The 14,222-nt window shown below is 69.1% G+C and carries 18 protein-coding genes; 15 read left to right on the forward strand and 3 right to left on the reverse strand.

What is annotated here, in order from left to right; genetic code table 11:
* Entirely contained in the window at nucleotides 1-765 is a 765-nt protein-coding gene (locus tag ACWH49_RS15420) for an MlaE family ABC transporter permease (protein WP_448172245.1), read from the reverse strand.
* A gap of 110 nt (nucleotides 766-875) precedes the next feature.
* Here ACWH49_RS15420 and argB point away from each other — a divergent pair, with 110 nt between their 5' ends.
* Genes argB through tatC form a run of 14 tightly spaced genes read left to right on the forward strand, consistent with a single transcriptional unit; the run spans nucleotide 876 to nucleotide 9,255 of the window.
* Complete coding sequence (argB, locus tag ACWH49_RS15425) at nucleotides 876-1,811, forward strand: acetylglutamate kinase (protein ID WP_448172246.1); 936 nt, start codon at nucleotides 876-878, stop codon at nucleotides 1,809-1,811.
* Between the two features lie 4 nt (nucleotides 1,812-1,815).
* Nucleotides 1,816-2,721, forward strand: a complete 906-nt coding sequence (locus ACWH49_RS15430) for a DMT family transporter (protein WP_448172247.1) — start codon at nucleotides 1,816-1,818, stop codon at nucleotides 2,719-2,721.
* Entirely contained in the window at nucleotides 2,718-3,470 is a 753-nt protein-coding gene (locus tag ACWH49_RS15435) for a pyrimidine 5'-nucleotidase (protein WP_448172248.1), read from the forward strand. Before ACWH49_RS15430 ends, ACWH49_RS15435 begins: the two co-directional genes overlap by 4 nt.
* Nucleotides 3,467-4,150 carry a nucleoid occlusion factor SlmA gene (slmA, locus tag ACWH49_RS15440; protein ID WP_082548626.1) on the forward strand — a complete coding sequence of 228 codons (684 nt, stop codon included), beginning with the start codon at nucleotides 3,467-3,469 and terminating at the stop codon, nucleotides 4,148-4,150. Before ACWH49_RS15435 ends, slmA begins: the two co-directional genes overlap by 4 nt.
* A gap of 11 nt (nucleotides 4,151-4,161) precedes the next feature.
* On the forward strand, nucleotides 4,162-4,851 hold the full coding sequence (gene pdeM, locus ACWH49_RS15445; RefSeq protein WP_448172249.1) for a ligase-associated DNA damage response endonuclease PdeM: 690 nt from the start codon (nucleotides 4,162-4,164) through the stop codon (nucleotides 4,849-4,851).
* A 34-nt stretch (nucleotides 4,852-4,885) separates the two neighbouring features.
* Complete coding sequence (locus ACWH49_RS15450) at nucleotides 4,886-5,764, forward strand: ATP-binding protein (RefSeq protein WP_448172250.1); 879 nt, start codon at nucleotides 4,886-4,888, stop codon at nucleotides 5,762-5,764.
* Nucleotides 5,761-6,189 (forward strand): NUDIX domain-containing protein, encoded by a 429-nt coding sequence (locus tag ACWH49_RS15455; RefSeq protein WP_448172251.1) that lies wholly within the window; start codon nucleotides 5,761-5,763, stop codon nucleotides 6,187-6,189. Before ACWH49_RS15450 ends, ACWH49_RS15455 begins: the two co-directional genes overlap by 4 nt.
* On the forward strand, nucleotides 6,186-6,584 hold the full coding sequence (gene hisI, locus ACWH49_RS15460) for a phosphoribosyl-AMP cyclohydrolase (RefSeq protein WP_448172252.1): 399 nt from the start codon (nucleotides 6,186-6,188) through the stop codon (nucleotides 6,582-6,584). Before ACWH49_RS15455 ends, hisI begins: the two co-directional genes overlap by 4 nt.
* Entirely contained in the window at nucleotides 6,581-6,934 is a 354-nt protein-coding gene (locus tag ACWH49_RS15465; protein ID WP_448172253.1) for a phosphoribosyl-ATP diphosphatase, read from the forward strand. The genes hisI and ACWH49_RS15465 overlap by 4 nt, the downstream gene beginning before the upstream one ends.
* On the forward strand, nucleotides 6,931-7,320 hold the full coding sequence (locus tag ACWH49_RS15470) for a DUF4870 family protein (protein ID WP_056461547.1): 390 nt from the start codon (nucleotides 6,931-6,933) through the stop codon (nucleotides 7,318-7,320). The genes ACWH49_RS15465 and ACWH49_RS15470 overlap by 4 nt, the downstream gene beginning before the upstream one ends.
* 7 nt (nucleotides 7,321-7,327) lie before the next feature.
* Nucleotides 7,328-7,675: a histidine triad nucleotide-binding protein gene (locus tag ACWH49_RS15475; RefSeq protein ID WP_056461550.1), complete on the forward strand. Its 348-nt coding sequence runs from the start codon at nucleotides 7,328-7,330 to the stop codon at nucleotides 7,673-7,675.
* Between the two features lie 51 nt (nucleotides 7,676-7,726).
* Nucleotides 7,727-7,969 carry a Sec-independent protein translocase subunit TatA gene (tatA, locus tag ACWH49_RS15480; RefSeq protein ID WP_056461553.1) on the forward strand — a complete coding sequence of 81 codons (243 nt, stop codon included), beginning with the start codon at nucleotides 7,727-7,729 and terminating at the stop codon, nucleotides 7,967-7,969.
* A 7-nt stretch (nucleotides 7,970-7,976) separates the two neighbouring features.
* Entirely contained in the window at nucleotides 7,977-8,462 is a 486-nt protein-coding gene (gene tatB, locus ACWH49_RS15485) for a Sec-independent protein translocase protein TatB (protein ID WP_448172254.1), read from the forward strand.
* 4 nt (nucleotides 8,463-8,466) lie between these two features.
* Nucleotides 8,467-9,255, forward strand: coding sequence for a twin-arginine translocase subunit TatC (gene tatC, locus ACWH49_RS15490; RefSeq protein WP_448172255.1), 789 nt, complete (start codon nucleotides 8,467-8,469; stop codon nucleotides 9,253-9,255).
* Between the two features lie 2 nt (nucleotides 9,256-9,257).
* Here tatC and ACWH49_RS15495 read toward each other — a convergent pair whose 3' ends face one another.
* Nucleotides 9,258-10,442 carry a trypsin-like peptidase domain-containing protein gene (locus tag ACWH49_RS15495; protein WP_448172256.1) on the reverse strand — a complete coding sequence of 395 codons (1,185 nt, stop codon included), beginning with the start codon at nucleotides 10,440-10,442 and terminating at the stop codon, nucleotides 9,258-9,260.
* 103 nt (nucleotides 10,443-10,545) lie between these two features.
* On the opposite strand from ACWH49_RS15495, the gene pdxA reads away from it, so the two are divergent.
* Nucleotides 10,546-11,580 (forward strand): 4-hydroxythreonine-4-phosphate dehydrogenase PdxA, encoded by a 1,035-nt coding sequence (gene pdxA, locus ACWH49_RS15500; RefSeq protein WP_448172257.1) that lies wholly within the window; start codon nucleotides 10,546-10,548, stop codon nucleotides 11,578-11,580.
* A 9-nt stretch (nucleotides 11,581-11,589) separates the two neighbouring features.
* On the opposite strand, the gene ACWH49_RS15505 is transcribed toward pdxA, so the two are convergent.
* Nucleotides 11,590-14,184 carry a DUF1631 family protein gene (locus ACWH49_RS15505; protein WP_448172258.1) on the reverse strand — a complete coding sequence of 865 codons (2,595 nt, stop codon included), beginning with the start codon at nucleotides 14,182-14,184 and terminating at the stop codon, nucleotides 11,590-11,592.
* Between the last annotated feature and the right edge of the window lie 38 nt (nucleotides 14,185-14,222).

The raw sequence follows: 14,222 nt of genomic DNA on the forward strand, positions 1-14,222 counted from the left end.
TCAGATCCCCAGCGCGTTCGCGCAGATGGCGAACACGGCGTCGAGCACGATGATGCCGACGATGCTGACGACGACCGCGTTGGTGGTCGCGACGCCCACGCCCTCGGCATTGCGCTGCGCGTACAGGCCGAAGTAGCTGCCGACCATGCCGATCAGCGCGCCGAACACGAAGGATTTCGAAAAGCCCAGGCCGAGGTGCGACCAGTCGAGCGCGTCGAGCGTGCGGTCCAGGTAGGCCGCGGGCGAAATCCCGAGCATGCCGCCAGCCACGACCATCCCGCCGATCAGCCCGGTCACGCAGCCGTACACATACAGCAGCGGCATCATCAGCAGCAGCGACGTGACCCGCGGCAGTACCAGGAAGTTGACCGCGTTCAGGCCCAGCACCTCGAGCGCGTCGACCTCCTCGTTGGCCTGCATCGTGGCGAGTTCGGCCGCGAATGCCGCGCCGGTGCGGCCGGCCATCACGACCGCGGTGATGATCGCGGCCATCTCGCGCGCGACGGCGATGCCGACCAGGTCCGCGACGTAGATGCCGGCTCCGAATTTCACCAACTGCACCGCGCCGACGAAGGCCAGGATCGCGCCGACCAGCACGTTGACGACCGTGACGATGGGCACGGCCCGCGCGCTGCAATCGGCCATCACGCGGCCCAAATCCTTGAGCCGGAACTGCCATTGCCCGCGTGCCGCCTCGAATGCCGCGATCAGCACCTGCCCGAGAAAGGCGATGGGGCGGACGGGGAGGAGCGTGGTGAGGTGCATGGAGTGAGCGCGATTGTGCCGTCAAGCTTGCGCGCGCGCATTATTTCGTTGGCAGTCGTCACCGACCCCGGCCCCTACAATCGATTTTCATTCGCCCTGCCGAGCCGACCATGACTTCCGACGCGCCGAAAACCGCTCCCGCCAGCCCTGCGGACGCCCCCGACCTGTCCCACATCTCGCCGCGCGACAAGGCCGAGATCCTGGCGCAGGCGCTGCCGTACATCCGCAAGTTCCACGGCAAGACCATCGTGATCAAGTACGGCGGCAACGCGATGACCGACCCGGCGCTGCAGCAGGACTTCGCCGAGGACGTGGTGCTGCTCAAGCTCGTCGGGCTGAACCCGGTCGTCGTGCACGGCGGCGGCCCGCAGATCGAGGAGGCGCTGGCCAAGGTCGGCAAGAAGGGCACGTTCATTCAGGGCATGCGCGTCACCGACGACGAGACGATGGAAGTTGTCGAGTGGGTGCTGGCCGGCCAGGTGCAGCAGGACATCGTCGGGCTGATCAACGTCGCTGGCGGCAAGGCCGTCGGGCTGACCGGTCGCGACGGCGGGCTGATCCGCGCGCGCAAGCTGAAGATGGTCGACCTGAAGGACCCGAACAAGGTGCACGACATGGGCAATGTCGGCGAGATCGAGTCGATCGACCCGAGCGTCGTCAAGGCGCTGCAGGACGACCAGTTCATCCCGGTGATCTCGCCGCTCGGCTTCGGCGCCGACAACGAGAACTACAACATCAATGCCGACGTGGTCGCGGGCAAGCTGGCCGAGGTGCTGAAGGCCGAGAAGCTGATCATGCTGACGAACATTCCCGGCGTGCTCGACAAGGCCGGCAAGCTGCTGACCAACCTGAGTGCGCGCGAGATCGACGAGCTGTTCGCCGACGGCACGATCAGCGGCGGCATGATGCCCAAGATCGACTCCGCGCTCGCCGCAGCGAAGAACGGCGTCAACACGGTCCACGTGATCGACGGCCGCGTGCCGCACGCGATGCTGCTGGAGGTGCTGACCGAGCAGGCCTACGGCACCATGATCCGTTCCCACTGAGCTCTTGACATCCGACCGCTCGACCGCGGCGCTGCTCGCCGCCTGCGCGGCCGGGGCGCTGTGGGGCACCGGCGCGCTCGTCGTCAACCTGCTGATCGCGCGGCACGGCTTCAGCCCCGAGACGATCTCGTTCTGGCGCTTCGTCGTCGGCAGCGTCGTGCTGCTGGCGGTGTTCGGGCGGCCGGCGCTGTGGCGCGCGGTGCGGCCTCAGATCGGTCTGGTGATCGCTTCGGGTGCCTGCATGGCGCTGTACGTGCTGTGCTGGTTCCTCGGCATCGAGCGGATCGGGGCGTCGATCCCGACGCTGATCTCGCTGTGCCTCGCGCCGGTGCTGGTGACCGCGGTCGCGGTGGCGCGCGGTCAGGAGCGGCTGGATGGATCGTTGCTCGCGGTGCTGACGGCGGCGCTGTCGGGCACCGGGCTGATCGTCACGCGGCACGGCGGCACGAGCGAGGCGCTGCCTGGGGCCACGATGCTCGCCGGCGTCGGCTTCTCGATCGCGTCGGCGATGCTGTACGCGGCGTTCACGCTGGTCAGCGGGCGCATGTCGCAGACCCTGGGCGCCGGGCCGATGACGACCTGCCTGACAGTCGTCGCGGCCGTCGTGATGGGGTTGTCAGGGCTGTACCGGCCGTTGGCCTGGCCGGCCGAGGTCGCGCCCGAAGCCTGGTTGCTCTACCTCGGCGTCGTCACCGCGGCGCTGGCGCTGCTCGCGTTCAGCTGGGGCGCGGCCCGGCTGACGCCGACCGCGCTGACGGTCGCGACGCTGGTCGAGCCGCTGACGGCGGTCGCCCTGTCGGCGCTGCTCCTCGGCGAGCATCTGAGCGCCGGGCAGTGGCTCGGCGGCGCGCTGCTGATGGGCAGCATCTGGGGGTTGAGCGCGCGCGGCTCGCGGCAGGTGGCGGCATGAAGCGCCAGGCTGCCCGTCCGCGCACCCGCGTCTGGTTGTTCGACCTCGACAACACGCTGCACGACGCCAGCCACGCCGCATTCGGCCAGACCAGCCTGGCGATGAACGAGTACATGGTCGGCCACCTCGGCCTGGCGCCGGCCGAGGCCGCGCGCCTGCGCCAGCACTACTGGAGCCGCTACGGCGCGACGCTGCTGGGGCTGGTGCGCCACCACGGCGTCCAGGCCGCGCATTTTCTCGAGGCCACGCACCGCCATCCCGGGCTCGAGCAGCGCCTGCGCACCAGCCTGCACGACCGCGCCGCGCTGGCCCGGCTGCCCGGGCGCCGCTACGTGCTGACGAACGCGCCGCGCGACTACACGATGCGCGTGCTCGACACGCTGCGGCTGACGCCGCTCTTCGACGGCGTCATCAGCATCGAGGACATGTCGATGTTCGGCCAGCTGCGCCCCAAGCCCGATGCTCGTCTGTTCCGCCACATCGCCGTGCGGCTGCGGGTGCGGCCGGTCGACTGCGTGCTCGTCGAGGACATGCTCGAGAACCAGAAGGCCGCGCGCAGCGTCGGCATGCAGACCGCCTGGATGCGCCGTTATCTCGAGGGGCGCTACCGCGGGCACCTGCGAGGCGGCGCCAGCAGCGGTTCCAACGCCGGTTTCAAGCCTCGCGAAGTTGGTGTTCACCCTTGCCCGAGCCCGCGGTATGTGTGTGCCAAAATTCGCTCGCTGCAACAGTTGCTCACGCTCGGATGACTTCCAACTCAGACACCGGCGAGCCCGAACCCGCGGAACCGACAGACGGCGTTGCAGCGGCCGAGGTGTCGCCCGTTGTCGTCGCCTTAGCGCCGGTCCGCAAACGGCCCAAGCCCGGCGAACGCCGCGTGCAGATCCTGCAGACGCTGGCGAACATGCTCGAGCAGCCGGGTGCCGACCGCATCACCACCGCGGCGCTTGCGGCCCGGCTCGATGTCTCGGAGGCGGCGCTCTACCGTCACTTCGCCAGCAAGGCGCAGATGTTCGAGGGCCTGATCGAATTCATCGAGCAGAGCGTGTTCACGCTGATCAACCAGATCCACGAGCGCGAGACCGTCGCGCTGGTGCAGGCGCAGAAGATGCTGACCGTGCTGCTGCAGTTCGCCGAGAAGAACCCGGGCATGGCGCGCGTGATGGTCGGCGACGCGCTGGTGTTCGAGAACGAGCGATTGCTCGCGCGCATGAACCAGTTCTTCGACCGCTTCGAGTCGCAGCTGCGGCAGAGCCTGCGCGGCATGGCCGACGCGTCGGGCTCGGCGACGCCGACCGTCGATGCGAACGCGCAGGCCTCGGTGCTGAAGGCCTTCGCGGTCGGGCGGTTGCAGCTGTTCGCGCGCTCAGGCTTCAAGCGCAGCCCGACCGAGCACCTGGACACCGCGCTGCGGATGCTGGCCTCCTGAGCGACGCGGCGATGGACCGGGTGGCGACCGTCACGCTGCAGGTCGCCGGCCAGACGCTGCTGCTGCTGCCGGAGAAGGTGGTCTTCCTGCCCGAGTGCGACACGCTGCTCGTTGCCGACGCCCACATCGGCAAGGCCACCAGCTTCCGCCAGCTCGGCGTGCCGGTGCCGGCCGGCACCACCGGCGAGACGCTGGGCGTGCTGAGCCGGCTGATCCAGCGGCTCGACGCGAAGCGGGTCGTGTTCCTCGGCGACTTCCTGCACTCGGCGCGCTCGCTCGCGCCGGACACGCTCGCCACCGTGCGACGCTGGCGCGAGCTGCACGGCCCGGTCGAGATGACGCTGGTGCGCGGCAACCACGACGACCGCGCCGGCGATCCGCCGGCCGTGCTCGACATCCAGCCCTTCGACGAGCCGGTCGCGCTGCGCGGTCTCGCGCTCGCCCACCACCCGCGCCCGATGGCAGGCGCCTACGTGCTCGCCGGGCACCTGCATCCGTGTGTCAGCGTCGGCGGGCGGGCGCACGACTGGCACCGACTGCCATGCTTCTGGTTCTCCGAGCGGGTCGGCGTGCTGCCGGCGTTCGGCGCCTTCACCGGCATGCAGGCGATCCGTCCGCGGCCGGGCGAGCGCGTCTACGCGGCGGCGCCCGACCGGGTGTTCGAGCTGCAACCGCGGCCGAAGCTCGTCGGCCGACTCTGACCCAGCGGCGGACGCGCCGCTAAACTGCCGCCGCATGTCTTCATCCCTCGACCCCCTGCTGCACCTGATCACCCGCGCCGAGGCGCTGCTCGGCCGGCTCGAAGCGGTGCTGCCGCATCCGCTGACCGACCCCGACTGGGCCGCCTCGATCGCCTTCCGCTACCGCAAGCGAGGCGGCTCGGGCGTGATCGAGCCGGTGCGCCACGTGGCGCCGATCCGCCTCAGCTCGCTGGTCGAGGTCGAGCCGCAGAAGGAACGGCTGCTGCGCAACACGCAGCAGTTCGTCGATGGTTTCGGCGCCAACAACGTGCTGCTGACCGGCGCGCGCGGCACCGGCAAGAGCTCGCTGATCAAGGCCTGCCTGAACGAGTTCGCCGACCGCGGGCTGCGGCTGATCGAGGTCGACAAGGCCGACCTGGTCGACCTGCCCGACATCGTCGACCTGGTCGCCGAGCGCCCCGAGCGCTTCATCGTGTTCTGCGACGACCTGAGTTTCGACGAGGGCGAGCCCGGCTACAAGGCGCTGAAGTCCATCCTCGACGGCTCGGTCTCGCAGGCCAGCGACAACGTGCTGATCTACGCCACCAGCAACCGCCGCCACCTGCTGCCCGAGTACATGAAGGAGAACCTGAGCTACCAGCACCTGGAGAACGGCGAGGTGCACCCGGGCGAGGTCGTTGAGGAGAAGATCTCGCTGAGCGAGCGCTTCGGCCTGTGGGTCAGCTTCTACCCGTTCAGCCAGGACGAGTACCTCGCGATCGTCGCGCAGTGGCTGCGCGGCGCCGGCGTGCCGGAGGACGCGATCGCCGCGGCGCGTCAGGAGAGCCTGGTCTGGGCGCTGGAACGCGGCTCGCGCTCCGGGCGCGTCGCGTTCCAGTTCGCGAAGGACTACGCCGGGCGGCATCACGCATGACGCAGCGCGAGCCGGTCGATGTCGCCGTCGGGGTCTTGATCAACCCACAGGGCGAGTTCCTGCTGACCTCTCGCCCGGCAGGCAAGGTCTACGCCGGCTACTGGGAATTCCCGGGGGGAAAGCTGGAGGCCGGCGAGACCGTCGAGGCGGCGTTGCGGCGCGAGCTGGTTGAAGAGATCGGCATCGAGATCGGCGTGGTGCAGCCGTGGAAGGTCGAGATCGTCGACTACGAGCATGCGCGCGTGCGGCTGCACTTCTGCAAGGTGTTCGACTGGACCGGCTCGTTCGAGATGCGCGAGCGGCAGGCGATGGCCTGGCAAAACTTGCCGGTGCGCGTGGCGCCGGTGCTGCCGGGCACGCTGCCGGTGCTGCGGTGGTTCGCCGAGGAGCGAGGCTTCACCGGCACCACTACACTGGCTCCATGAACTGGCTGGACGACATCAAGTGGGACGCGAACGGCCTGGTGCCGGCGATCGCGCAGGAGATCGGCAGCAACGACGTGCTGATGTTCGCGTTCATGAACCGCGAGGCGCTCGCCAAGACCGCCGAACTCGGCGAGGCGGTGTATTTCAGCCGCTCGCGCCAGCGCCTCTGGCACAAGGGCGAGGAGAGCGGCAACGTGCAGAAGGTGCACGAAGTGCGCCTGGATTGCGACAACGACGTGGTGCTGCTGAAGGTCGAGCAGCTCGGCCACGCGCCGCACGAGCCCGGCATCGCCTGCCACACCGGTCGCCATTCCTGCTTCTTCCAGCAGCTGAAGGACGGCGAATGGAAAGCGGTGGACCCGGTCTTGAAAGACCCGCAGAGCATCTACAAATGACAGCCACCATGAACGACACCCTGGAGCGCCTGGCCGGCGTGATCGAATCGCGCAAGTCGGGCGACCCGGACAAGAGCTACGTGGCGCGCCTGTTCCACAAGGGCAACGACGCGATCCTGAAGAAGATCGGCGAAGAGGCCACCGAGGTGGTGATGGCCTGCAAGGACGGCGAGGGGCCGAAGATCGTCGCCGAGGTGGCCGACCTGTGGTTCCACTGCATGCTGGCCCTCAGCGCCTACGGCCTGAAGCCGGCCGACGTGCTGGCCGAGATGGAGCGCCGCGGCGGCCAGTCGGGCCTGGAAGAATTCGCGGCCCGACGGTCGCAGCAGCGGGAGAGGGACGGGATATGAACGACATCATCGAGAACGGCAGCGGCACGGTGCAGCGCGACGATTCGCTGCGCACGATCGGGCACATCAGCTATGCGCTGCACGCGATCGTCGCGATCGGCGCGGTGCTGCCCGGCGTGCAGGCCAGCATCGTGCTGCTGTTGGCCGCGTTCATCCTCGACCTGGTCAAGAAGGACGACGCGCGCGGCACCTGGCAGGAGTCGCACTTCCGGTGGCGCATCCGCAGCGTGCTGTGGGCCGGCGTGCTGTATGTCGTGACGATCCCGCTGTGGCTGCTGTTCCTGGTGCCGGGCTGGATCGCCTGGGCGGTCATCTCGATCTGGTTCCTGTACCGGGTGATCCGCGGCTGGCTGGCGCTCAACGATCGCCGGGCGATGCCGGAGTGAGCGCGTCATGAGCCATGATCCGAATTGCATCTTCTGCAAGATCGTCGACGGCAAGATCCCGGCGCGCAAGGTGTACGAGGACGACGAACTGCTCGTGTTCCACGACATCGCGCCGTGGGCGCCGGTGCACGTGCTGGTGATCCCGAAGGAGCATGTCGCGACGATGTACGAGCTCGAGCAGCGCCACGCACCGCTGCTTGGCCGCATGCTGTCGATGGCGCCGGACCTGATGCGCCAGCTCGACGTGACGAACGGTTTCCGCACGCTGATCAATACCGGCGAAGACGGGCGCCAGGAGGTGCAGCACGTCCACATGCATGTCATGGGCGGCCCCCGCCCTTGGGCCAAAGGGTGATTCCGAAGCCGGTACCCTAGAATTCCACGAAAGTCGTTTGGAGAAAAAATCATGGGTTCATTCAGCATCTGGCACTGGCTGATCGTGTTGCTGGTCGTCGTGCTGATCTTCGGCACGAAGAAGCTCAAGAACATCGGCGCCGACCTCGGCGGCGCGGTGAAGGGCTTCAAGGACGGCGTGAAGGACGGCGGCTCGACCACCACCGAGACGCCGGCCGCACCGCCGGCGCAGGTCAACACGACGCGGGCGAACGACGCCAACACGGTCGACGTGGAAGCGAAGACCAAGTCGTGATCCGGACGTGATCGACTTCGGCTTCGACAAGATCGCGCTGATCGGCGCGGTCGCCCTGATCGTGATCGGCCCGGAGAAGCTCCCGCGGGTCGCGCGCACGGTCGGCCACCTCGTGGGCAAGGCGCAGCGCTATGTCGCCGACGTCAAGGCCGAGGTGAACCGCTCGATCGAGCTCGAAGAGCTGAAGAAGATGAAGACCGAGTTCGAGGATGCGGCGCGCAACGTCGAGAAGACCGTCTCGAGCCACATGAACGAGACCAAGTCCGATCTGGAAAGCACGTGGAACGAGGCCAACGGCATCCTGCCGCCGAACAGCGGCCAGCACGAGACCTGGACGCCGCCACCGCCCGCGTACAAGCACCCGAAGAAGAACTGGCGCCTGAAGCGCGGTGCCACGCCGCAGTGGTACAAGCAGCGCGCGGGCGTGCGGGTGAAGGCGCAGTCGGGCGCCGCGCGCGTGGCGCGCTTCCGGCCGCCGCGCTCGACGGCGTGATGCGATGAGCACCACCCCCGACAAGCCCGACGAGATGGAGGGCACCGAGCAGCCGTTCGTCTCGCACCTGGTCGAACTGCGTGACCGCCTGGTGCGCTCGTGCATCGCGATCGGCATCTGCTTCGGCGTGCTGACGATCTGGCCCGGCCCGGCAGGCCTGTATGACCTGCTGGCCGCGCCGCTGACCGCCCACATGCCCACCGGCACCGGGTTGATCGCCACCGGCGTGATCTCGCCGTTCCTGGTGCCGCTGAAGATCACGCTGATGGCCGCGTTCATGCTGGCGCTGCCGGTCGTGCTGTACCAGGTCTGGGCCTTCGTCGCGCCGGGCCTCTACACCCACGAGAAGCGGATGGTGCTGCCGCTGGTGGTCTCCAGCTCGCTGCTGTTCTTCATGGGCGTCGGGTTCTGCTACTTCTTCGTGATCGGCAAGGTGTTCACCTTCATCCAGAGCTTCGCGCCGAAGAGCGTCTCGGCGATGCCGGACATCGAGGCCTACCTGAGCTTCGTGCTGACGATGTTCATCGCGTTCGGCGCGGCGTTCGAGGTGCCGATCGCGGTGGTGGTGCTGGCCCGCCTGGGTGTCGTCAGCATCGACAAGCTGAAGGCGTTCCGCTCGTACTTCGTCGTGCTGGCATTCATCATCGCCGCAGTGCTGACGCCGCCGGACGTGGTCTCGCAGCTCTCGCTGGCGATCCCGATGGTGATCCTGTACGAGGTCGGCATCATCGCCGCCGGCTTCTTCATCAAGCACACGCAGGCGCCCGCCGAAGACGCCAGCACCCGCGCCTGACCCTACTCTTCGCGGCGCAGCGCGGTGCGCTGCTGGGGTCGCTGCCCGATCGTGACGTCGACGGTCAGGGCCTGCCCGCCGCGCTGGACGCCGATGGTTGCGACGGCCTTCGGCTTCAGTGCCGCCACCGCATTGAGCAGCTGGTAGCTGTTCGCGACCGGCGTGCCCGCGACGCTGACGACCACATCGCCCGGCCGCAACCCGCCCGCGCTCGCCGGGCCGCTCTGCACGACGCCGGTGATCAGCACGCCCTGCTGGATCGGCAGGTTCAGGGTTTGCGCGATCTCGGGCGTCAGATCGCGCTGTTCCACGCCGATGAAGCCGCGCGTGACCTGGCCGTCCTTGATCAGGGCCTCCATCACCTGCCGCGCCGTGGTCACGGGAATGGCGAAGCCGATGCCCAGGCTGCCCCCGGTGCGCGAATAGATGGCGGTGTTGATGCCGAGCAGGTTGCCCGCCGCGTCGACCAGCGCGCCGCCCGAATTGCCCGGGTTGATCGCGGCGTCGGTCTGGATGAAGTTCTCGAAGGTGTTGATGCCGAGCTTGTTGCGACCCAGCGCGCTGACGATGCCGGAGGTGACCGTCTGCCCGACGTCGAACGGGTTGCCGATCGCGAGCACCACATCGCCGACCTGCAGCTTGTCCGCGTCGCCGAAGGTGATCGATGGCAGCCGCTCGAGCTCGATCTTCAGCACCGCGACGTCGGTCTCCGGATCGGTGCCGACCAGCTTGGCGCGGGCCTGGCGGCCGTCCGTCAGCATGACCTCGATGTCGTCGGCGCCATCGACCACGTGGTTGTTGGTCAGCAAGTAGCCCTCGGCAGAGACGATCACGCCCGAGCCCAGGCCGATCTGCGGCTCGCCGCGCCCGGGCCGCGCGCGATCGCCGAAGAAGAACTGGAACACCGGGTCGTCGCTGCGGGCGCCGCGTGGCGGCGCCTTGCTGGCGGTGATGCTGACGACCGCGGGCGAGGCGCGCTTGGCGGCGGCGCTGTAGCTCGTCACCACGGGTGCGACGCCCTGGGCAGTGGGCAAGGCGGTCGCCGGGCTGGTCGTGATCGAGACGATGCTCGGCGTGGCCGAGCCGATCCCACGGTGCAGCCACTCGGGTTTGAGTGTTGCGACGACGAACAACACCGCAACCGCGACGGTCACGGCCTGCGAAAAGACGAGCCAGGTTTTGCGCATCGGTATGCGGGGGCCTCGAGAGTGAAGTGGGGGCGACGCCGTGCGTCCGAGCGGAGCACCGATTATCGACGAGCCCGATCGGCGATTCGCGACAATGGCGCCCATGACCACTGAATCGAATGTCGTGCCCGCGCGGCCGATGGCGATCACGATGGGCGACGCCTGCGGGATCGGGCCGGAGATCATCGCGAAGCTGTTCCGCACCGCGGACGCGGCCGGCTGCCTCGTGCTCGGCGACGTGGAAGTGATGCGCCGTGCCGCGGCGCTGACCGGCGGTCGGCTCGCGGTCGCGCGCGTCGAGACGCCGGCCGATGCGCTGGCGCAGCCTCCCGGGTGCCTGCCGGTGTTGCCCGTCGCCGGCTTGCCGACCGACTTGCTGGCCGCCCCGCTCGGCCACATCGATGCGCGTGCGGGTGCCGCCGCCGGCGCGTGCATCGCGCGTGCCGTCGAGCTGGCGCTGGCCGGCGAGATCGCCGGCATCGTGACCGCGCCGATCCACAAGGAGGCGCTGGCCGCCGCGGGCATCGGCTATCCGGGTCACACCGAGATGCTGCAGGCACTGTCGGCGCCGGGTGTCACGCCGCCGCCGGTGCGCATGATGCTGGCGAACGACGAACTGCGCACGGTGCTGGTGACGATCCACCTGTCGCTGCGCCGTGCGATCGAGGCGGTCACGTTCGACGCGGTGCTGCAGACGATCCGCATTGCCCACCGCAGCGCCGCGCGCTGGGGGCAGCCGGCGCCGCGCATCGCGGTGGCGGGCCTGAATCCGCATGCCGGGGAGGGCGGGCTGTTCGGCGACGAGGAACTGCGCCTCATCGGCCCGGCCATCGAGGCGGCGCGCGCCGAGGGCATCGCGGCCAGCGGGCCTTACGCGCCGGACACCGTGTTCATGCGCGCGCGCAACGCGCCGGGTCACCCGGGCGAGTTCGACATCGTCGTCGCGATGACCCACGACCACGGGCTGATCCCGGTCAAGTACCTCGGCGTCGAAGAAGGCGTGAACGTCACGCTCGGGTTGCCGTTCGTGCGCACCAGCCCCGACCATGGCACCGCGTTCGACATTGCCGGTACCGGCCGGGCCGATCCGCGCAGCCTGGCCGCTGCGCTGCGGATGGCTCGGCGCCTCGCCGCCTGACGGAGCCGGTCAGACGCGCGAGGCCGGGGCGCCTGCCGCCGGCGCGGCCATCGCGGCCAGCTGGCGGCGCGCCCGGTGGGTGGCGCGTTCCATCAGGTACGCGCTCTCGACCGCGCGGAAGCGGTTGGTCTCGCACATCCGCGCCAGCATGCGCGCGGTCATCGAGATCGTCTCCTGGTGCTTGCGGCCGCGCGTGAACACGAAGAAGCTGCGCGCCGCGCTGACATGCGCGAGCCGCACCTTCTGCCACTCGTCCTTGAGATGCATCTGGTAGGCGAAACCGAGCCGCACATGGTCCATCAGCTGGGGGCCGCGGGTCGGCTCCGGCGGGTCGGCGCTGGACAACGCGATGTCGATGTCGATGCCCGGCAAATCGGCGGGCGCGGATTCCCCGCTGATCGAGTTGCCGGAATCCGGGCCGGCATCCTGGCCGAGGTCGATGTCGACGGTGCCGGACCAGTCGACCGCGCTCTCGGTGATCAGGCCGACGCGCTGCGCCTCCTCCGGCGAGAAACGCTTGGCCAGCACCTCCGCGTCGACCTCGGGCACCGGGTCCGACGGGGACAGCGTGTTCGAAACCGGCACCGGGATGTTGAAGATGTTTTCGAGTTGCTTGACCAGCATGTTGTGGTCGAGCTCGCTCAGCGGCGGTGACTTGAGCGACGCCGCGTGCGCCGGCAGCAGGCGCGAGAAGAAATCGCGCTGTGCGGCCTCGGGCCAGCCGATCAGCGCCATGCCTTCCTTCAGGTCCTTCATGAGCTGCGGCAGCTGCATCAGGAACTTCTGCCGCTGCGGCGGCGAACCCTTGGGCTGCACGCTCATCACCAGGTCGCGCGCGGCGCGTCGGTAGCGCAGCGACCGGTCGGAGTCGGCGCCGTCGCGGTTCGAGGCGAGCACCAGCGCCTGGCTCCAGACCTGCGGCAGGAAATCCTGCAGGTAGTCCGGCAATGCCAGCGGCAGCAGCGAGGCGCGCAACTGCAGCATGTAGCGCTGCTGCAGGCGCAGTTCGGCCTCCTTGTTGCCGAGCGTCGCGACGGTGCCGCCCTGGCGCACCTGCTCGTCGGTCTGGTCGGCGATGAAATCCTCGAGCGCGCCGAGCTTGGCGCCGTAGAGCTCGATCTGGTCGAAGTCGCCTTCGACGATCTCCTGCACCAGTTCGCGGACGCGGTCGAGGAAGTGCTTGCCCGGGCCGTCCTCGAAATCCTCGAATGCGCACGCCAGCGATGCGATCCGGTTGACGAAGCGCCGCACCGGGTGGCGGCGCGACGAGAAGAACGTGGCGTCGTTCAGCGCGACGCGCAGCACCGGGAGCTGCAGCCGTGCGATCTGGCGCGCCATCTGCGGCGGCACCCGGGAGTCGGAGAGGATCTGGTCGAACAGGCTGCCGACCACGTCGATCACCATGTGATCGAGCTTGCCGGTGGAGGCCTGCAGCAGCTCCTCGCGGTGCGCGCGGATCAGGTTGACCGCCATCAGCCCGGTCATGCCGTCGGACGCGACCGGGACCGTGCCGACGCCGCCGGGACGAGGGCCGGCGGGGGCATAGGTCGATGCGCTGGCGGCGTCCGGTGCGCCGAAGCGCGAGGCGGCGAGGATGCTGTCGAGCTCGCCCGGGCGGCTCGCGGCGGCGGTCAGGTGGCGCAGCAAGGCCATCAACTGCGCGTCCGCCACCACCGCACCGGATTGCGAGGCCACATCCGAGCGGGACGAGGCGCCACTGCCGGAATGTCCGCTCCCCAGTCCGGTGGTCGGACCGCCCTGGCTGGAACGCGCGCCGTAGCCCGAGGTCGACGTCCCCTGCACGCTCGAAGCGCCCGCGTCGAACTGGCCGCGCGTGCTGCTCAGCGTCGCGTAGCCGGAGGTCACGCCCGGCAATTGGTTGCCCGGCCCTTCGACCTGTCGGACTGCCAGCGCCATCGGCTGGATGCCGCGGCTCTGCAGCCCCTGGACGATCTGCGCGTAGCACGCCGGCATCGCCTTGGCCATCGCGTTGCCGAACTCGCGCGCCAGCAACTTGCGGGTCTCGGGCTGGTCGGAGGTGGCCTCGATCGCCTTGTAGAGCGCAGCGCCGACGACGTCGGCGCGAAACGGGTTGCGCTCCTGGTCGGCCGCCTCGTTCTGCAGCAACGAGGCCATGTATGCGGCCAGATCGCGGAGCTCGGCTTCGCACGCGTGCCAGATCTGCTGGCCGAGGCGCGTCGCGATCATCTGGCCTTCGACCTCGCTCTCGTCCACGAGCGTGAGGGACTGCCAGTTGGTCGACGCAAAGGTGCGCTTGGATTCCTCTTTCGGCTTGAGTTCCTGAGCGATGCGTTCGTTGAGCGACTGATCGAAGGCCGCGTGCAGCGCCAGCTTGTTGCGCCGCAGGTCGAACCGGGCGGCATTCTGCAGCGCCAGATCACCGGTGGGCTGGCCGGCGTGCGGCGCGGTGCCCAGGCTTTCCGACAGCTCGGTCGCTACCGCGGTCAGCGTGGCCCGGAGTTGCCCGCAGGCAATGTCCAGGGCGGCTCGCAAGCGAGGTTCGATGAAGCTCATCTCGTGCAGAAGGGCATGGCGTGGCGCTGCCGCGCAGGCGAATTGCGGGATGGCCAGCTGCGCGGCCATCAAGTATGGCCCGAAAACGCCGCGCCTCGGCGGGCGGG

It is taken from the genome of Rhizobacter fulvus (genome assembly GCF_964020785.1).

Bases quoted from the DNA above. Each gene is read 5' to 3' on its own strand.
- pdxA (WP_448172257.1), top strand. From the start codon at position 10,546: ATGACCACTGAATCGAATGTCGTGCCCGCGCGGCCGATGGCGATCACG.
- slmA (WP_082548626.1), top strand. From the start codon at position 3,467: ATGACTTCCAACTCAGACACCGGCGAGCCCGAACCCGCGGAACCGACA.
- ACWH49_RS15475 (WP_056461550.1), top strand. From the start codon at position 7,328: ATGAGCCATGATCCGAATTGCATCTTCTGCAAGATCGTCGACGGCAAG.
- ACWH49_RS15495 (WP_448172256.1), bottom strand. From the start codon at position 10,442: ATGCGCAAAACCTGGCTCGTCTTTTCGCAGGCCGTGACCGTCGCGGTT.
- ACWH49_RS15450 (WP_448172250.1), top strand. From the start codon at position 4,886: ATGTCTTCATCCCTCGACCCCCTGCTGCACCTGATCACCCGCGCCGAG.
- ACWH49_RS15455 (WP_448172251.1), top strand. From the start codon at position 5,761: ATGACGCAGCGCGAGCCGGTCGATGTCGCCGTCGGGGTCTTGATCAAC.
- pdeM (WP_448172249.1), top strand. From the start codon at position 4,162: ATGGACCGGGTGGCGACCGTCACGCTGCAGGTCGCCGGCCAGACGCTG.
- hisI (WP_448172252.1), top strand. From the start codon at position 6,186: ATGAACTGGCTGGACGACATCAAGTGGGACGCGAACGGCCTGGTGCCG.
- ACWH49_RS15465 (WP_448172253.1), top strand. From the start codon at position 6,581: ATGACAGCCACCATGAACGACACCCTGGAGCGCCTGGCCGGCGTGATC.
- ACWH49_RS15470 (WP_056461547.1), top strand. From the start codon at position 6,931: ATGAACGACATCATCGAGAACGGCAGCGGCACGGTGCAGCGCGACGAT.
- ACWH49_RS15435 (WP_448172248.1), top strand. From the start codon at position 2,718: ATGAAGCGCCAGGCTGCCCGTCCGCGCACCCGCGTCTGGTTGTTCGAC.
- tatC (WP_448172255.1), top strand. From the start codon at position 8,467: ATGAGCACCACCCCCGACAAGCCCGACGAGATGGAGGGCACCGAGCAG.
- ACWH49_RS15505 (WP_448172258.1), bottom strand. From the start codon at position 14,184: ATGGCCGCGCAGCTGGCCATCCCGCAATTCGCCTGCGCGGCAGCGCCA.
- ACWH49_RS15420 (WP_448172245.1), bottom strand. From the start codon at position 765: ATGCACCTCACCACGCTCCTCCCCGTCCGCCCCATCGCCTTTCTCGGG.
- tatA (WP_056461553.1), top strand. From the start codon at position 7,727: ATGGGTTCATTCAGCATCTGGCACTGGCTGATCGTGTTGCTGGTCGTC.
- argB (WP_448172246.1), top strand. From the start codon at position 876: ATGACTTCCGACGCGCCGAAAACCGCTCCCGCCAGCCCTGCGGACGCC.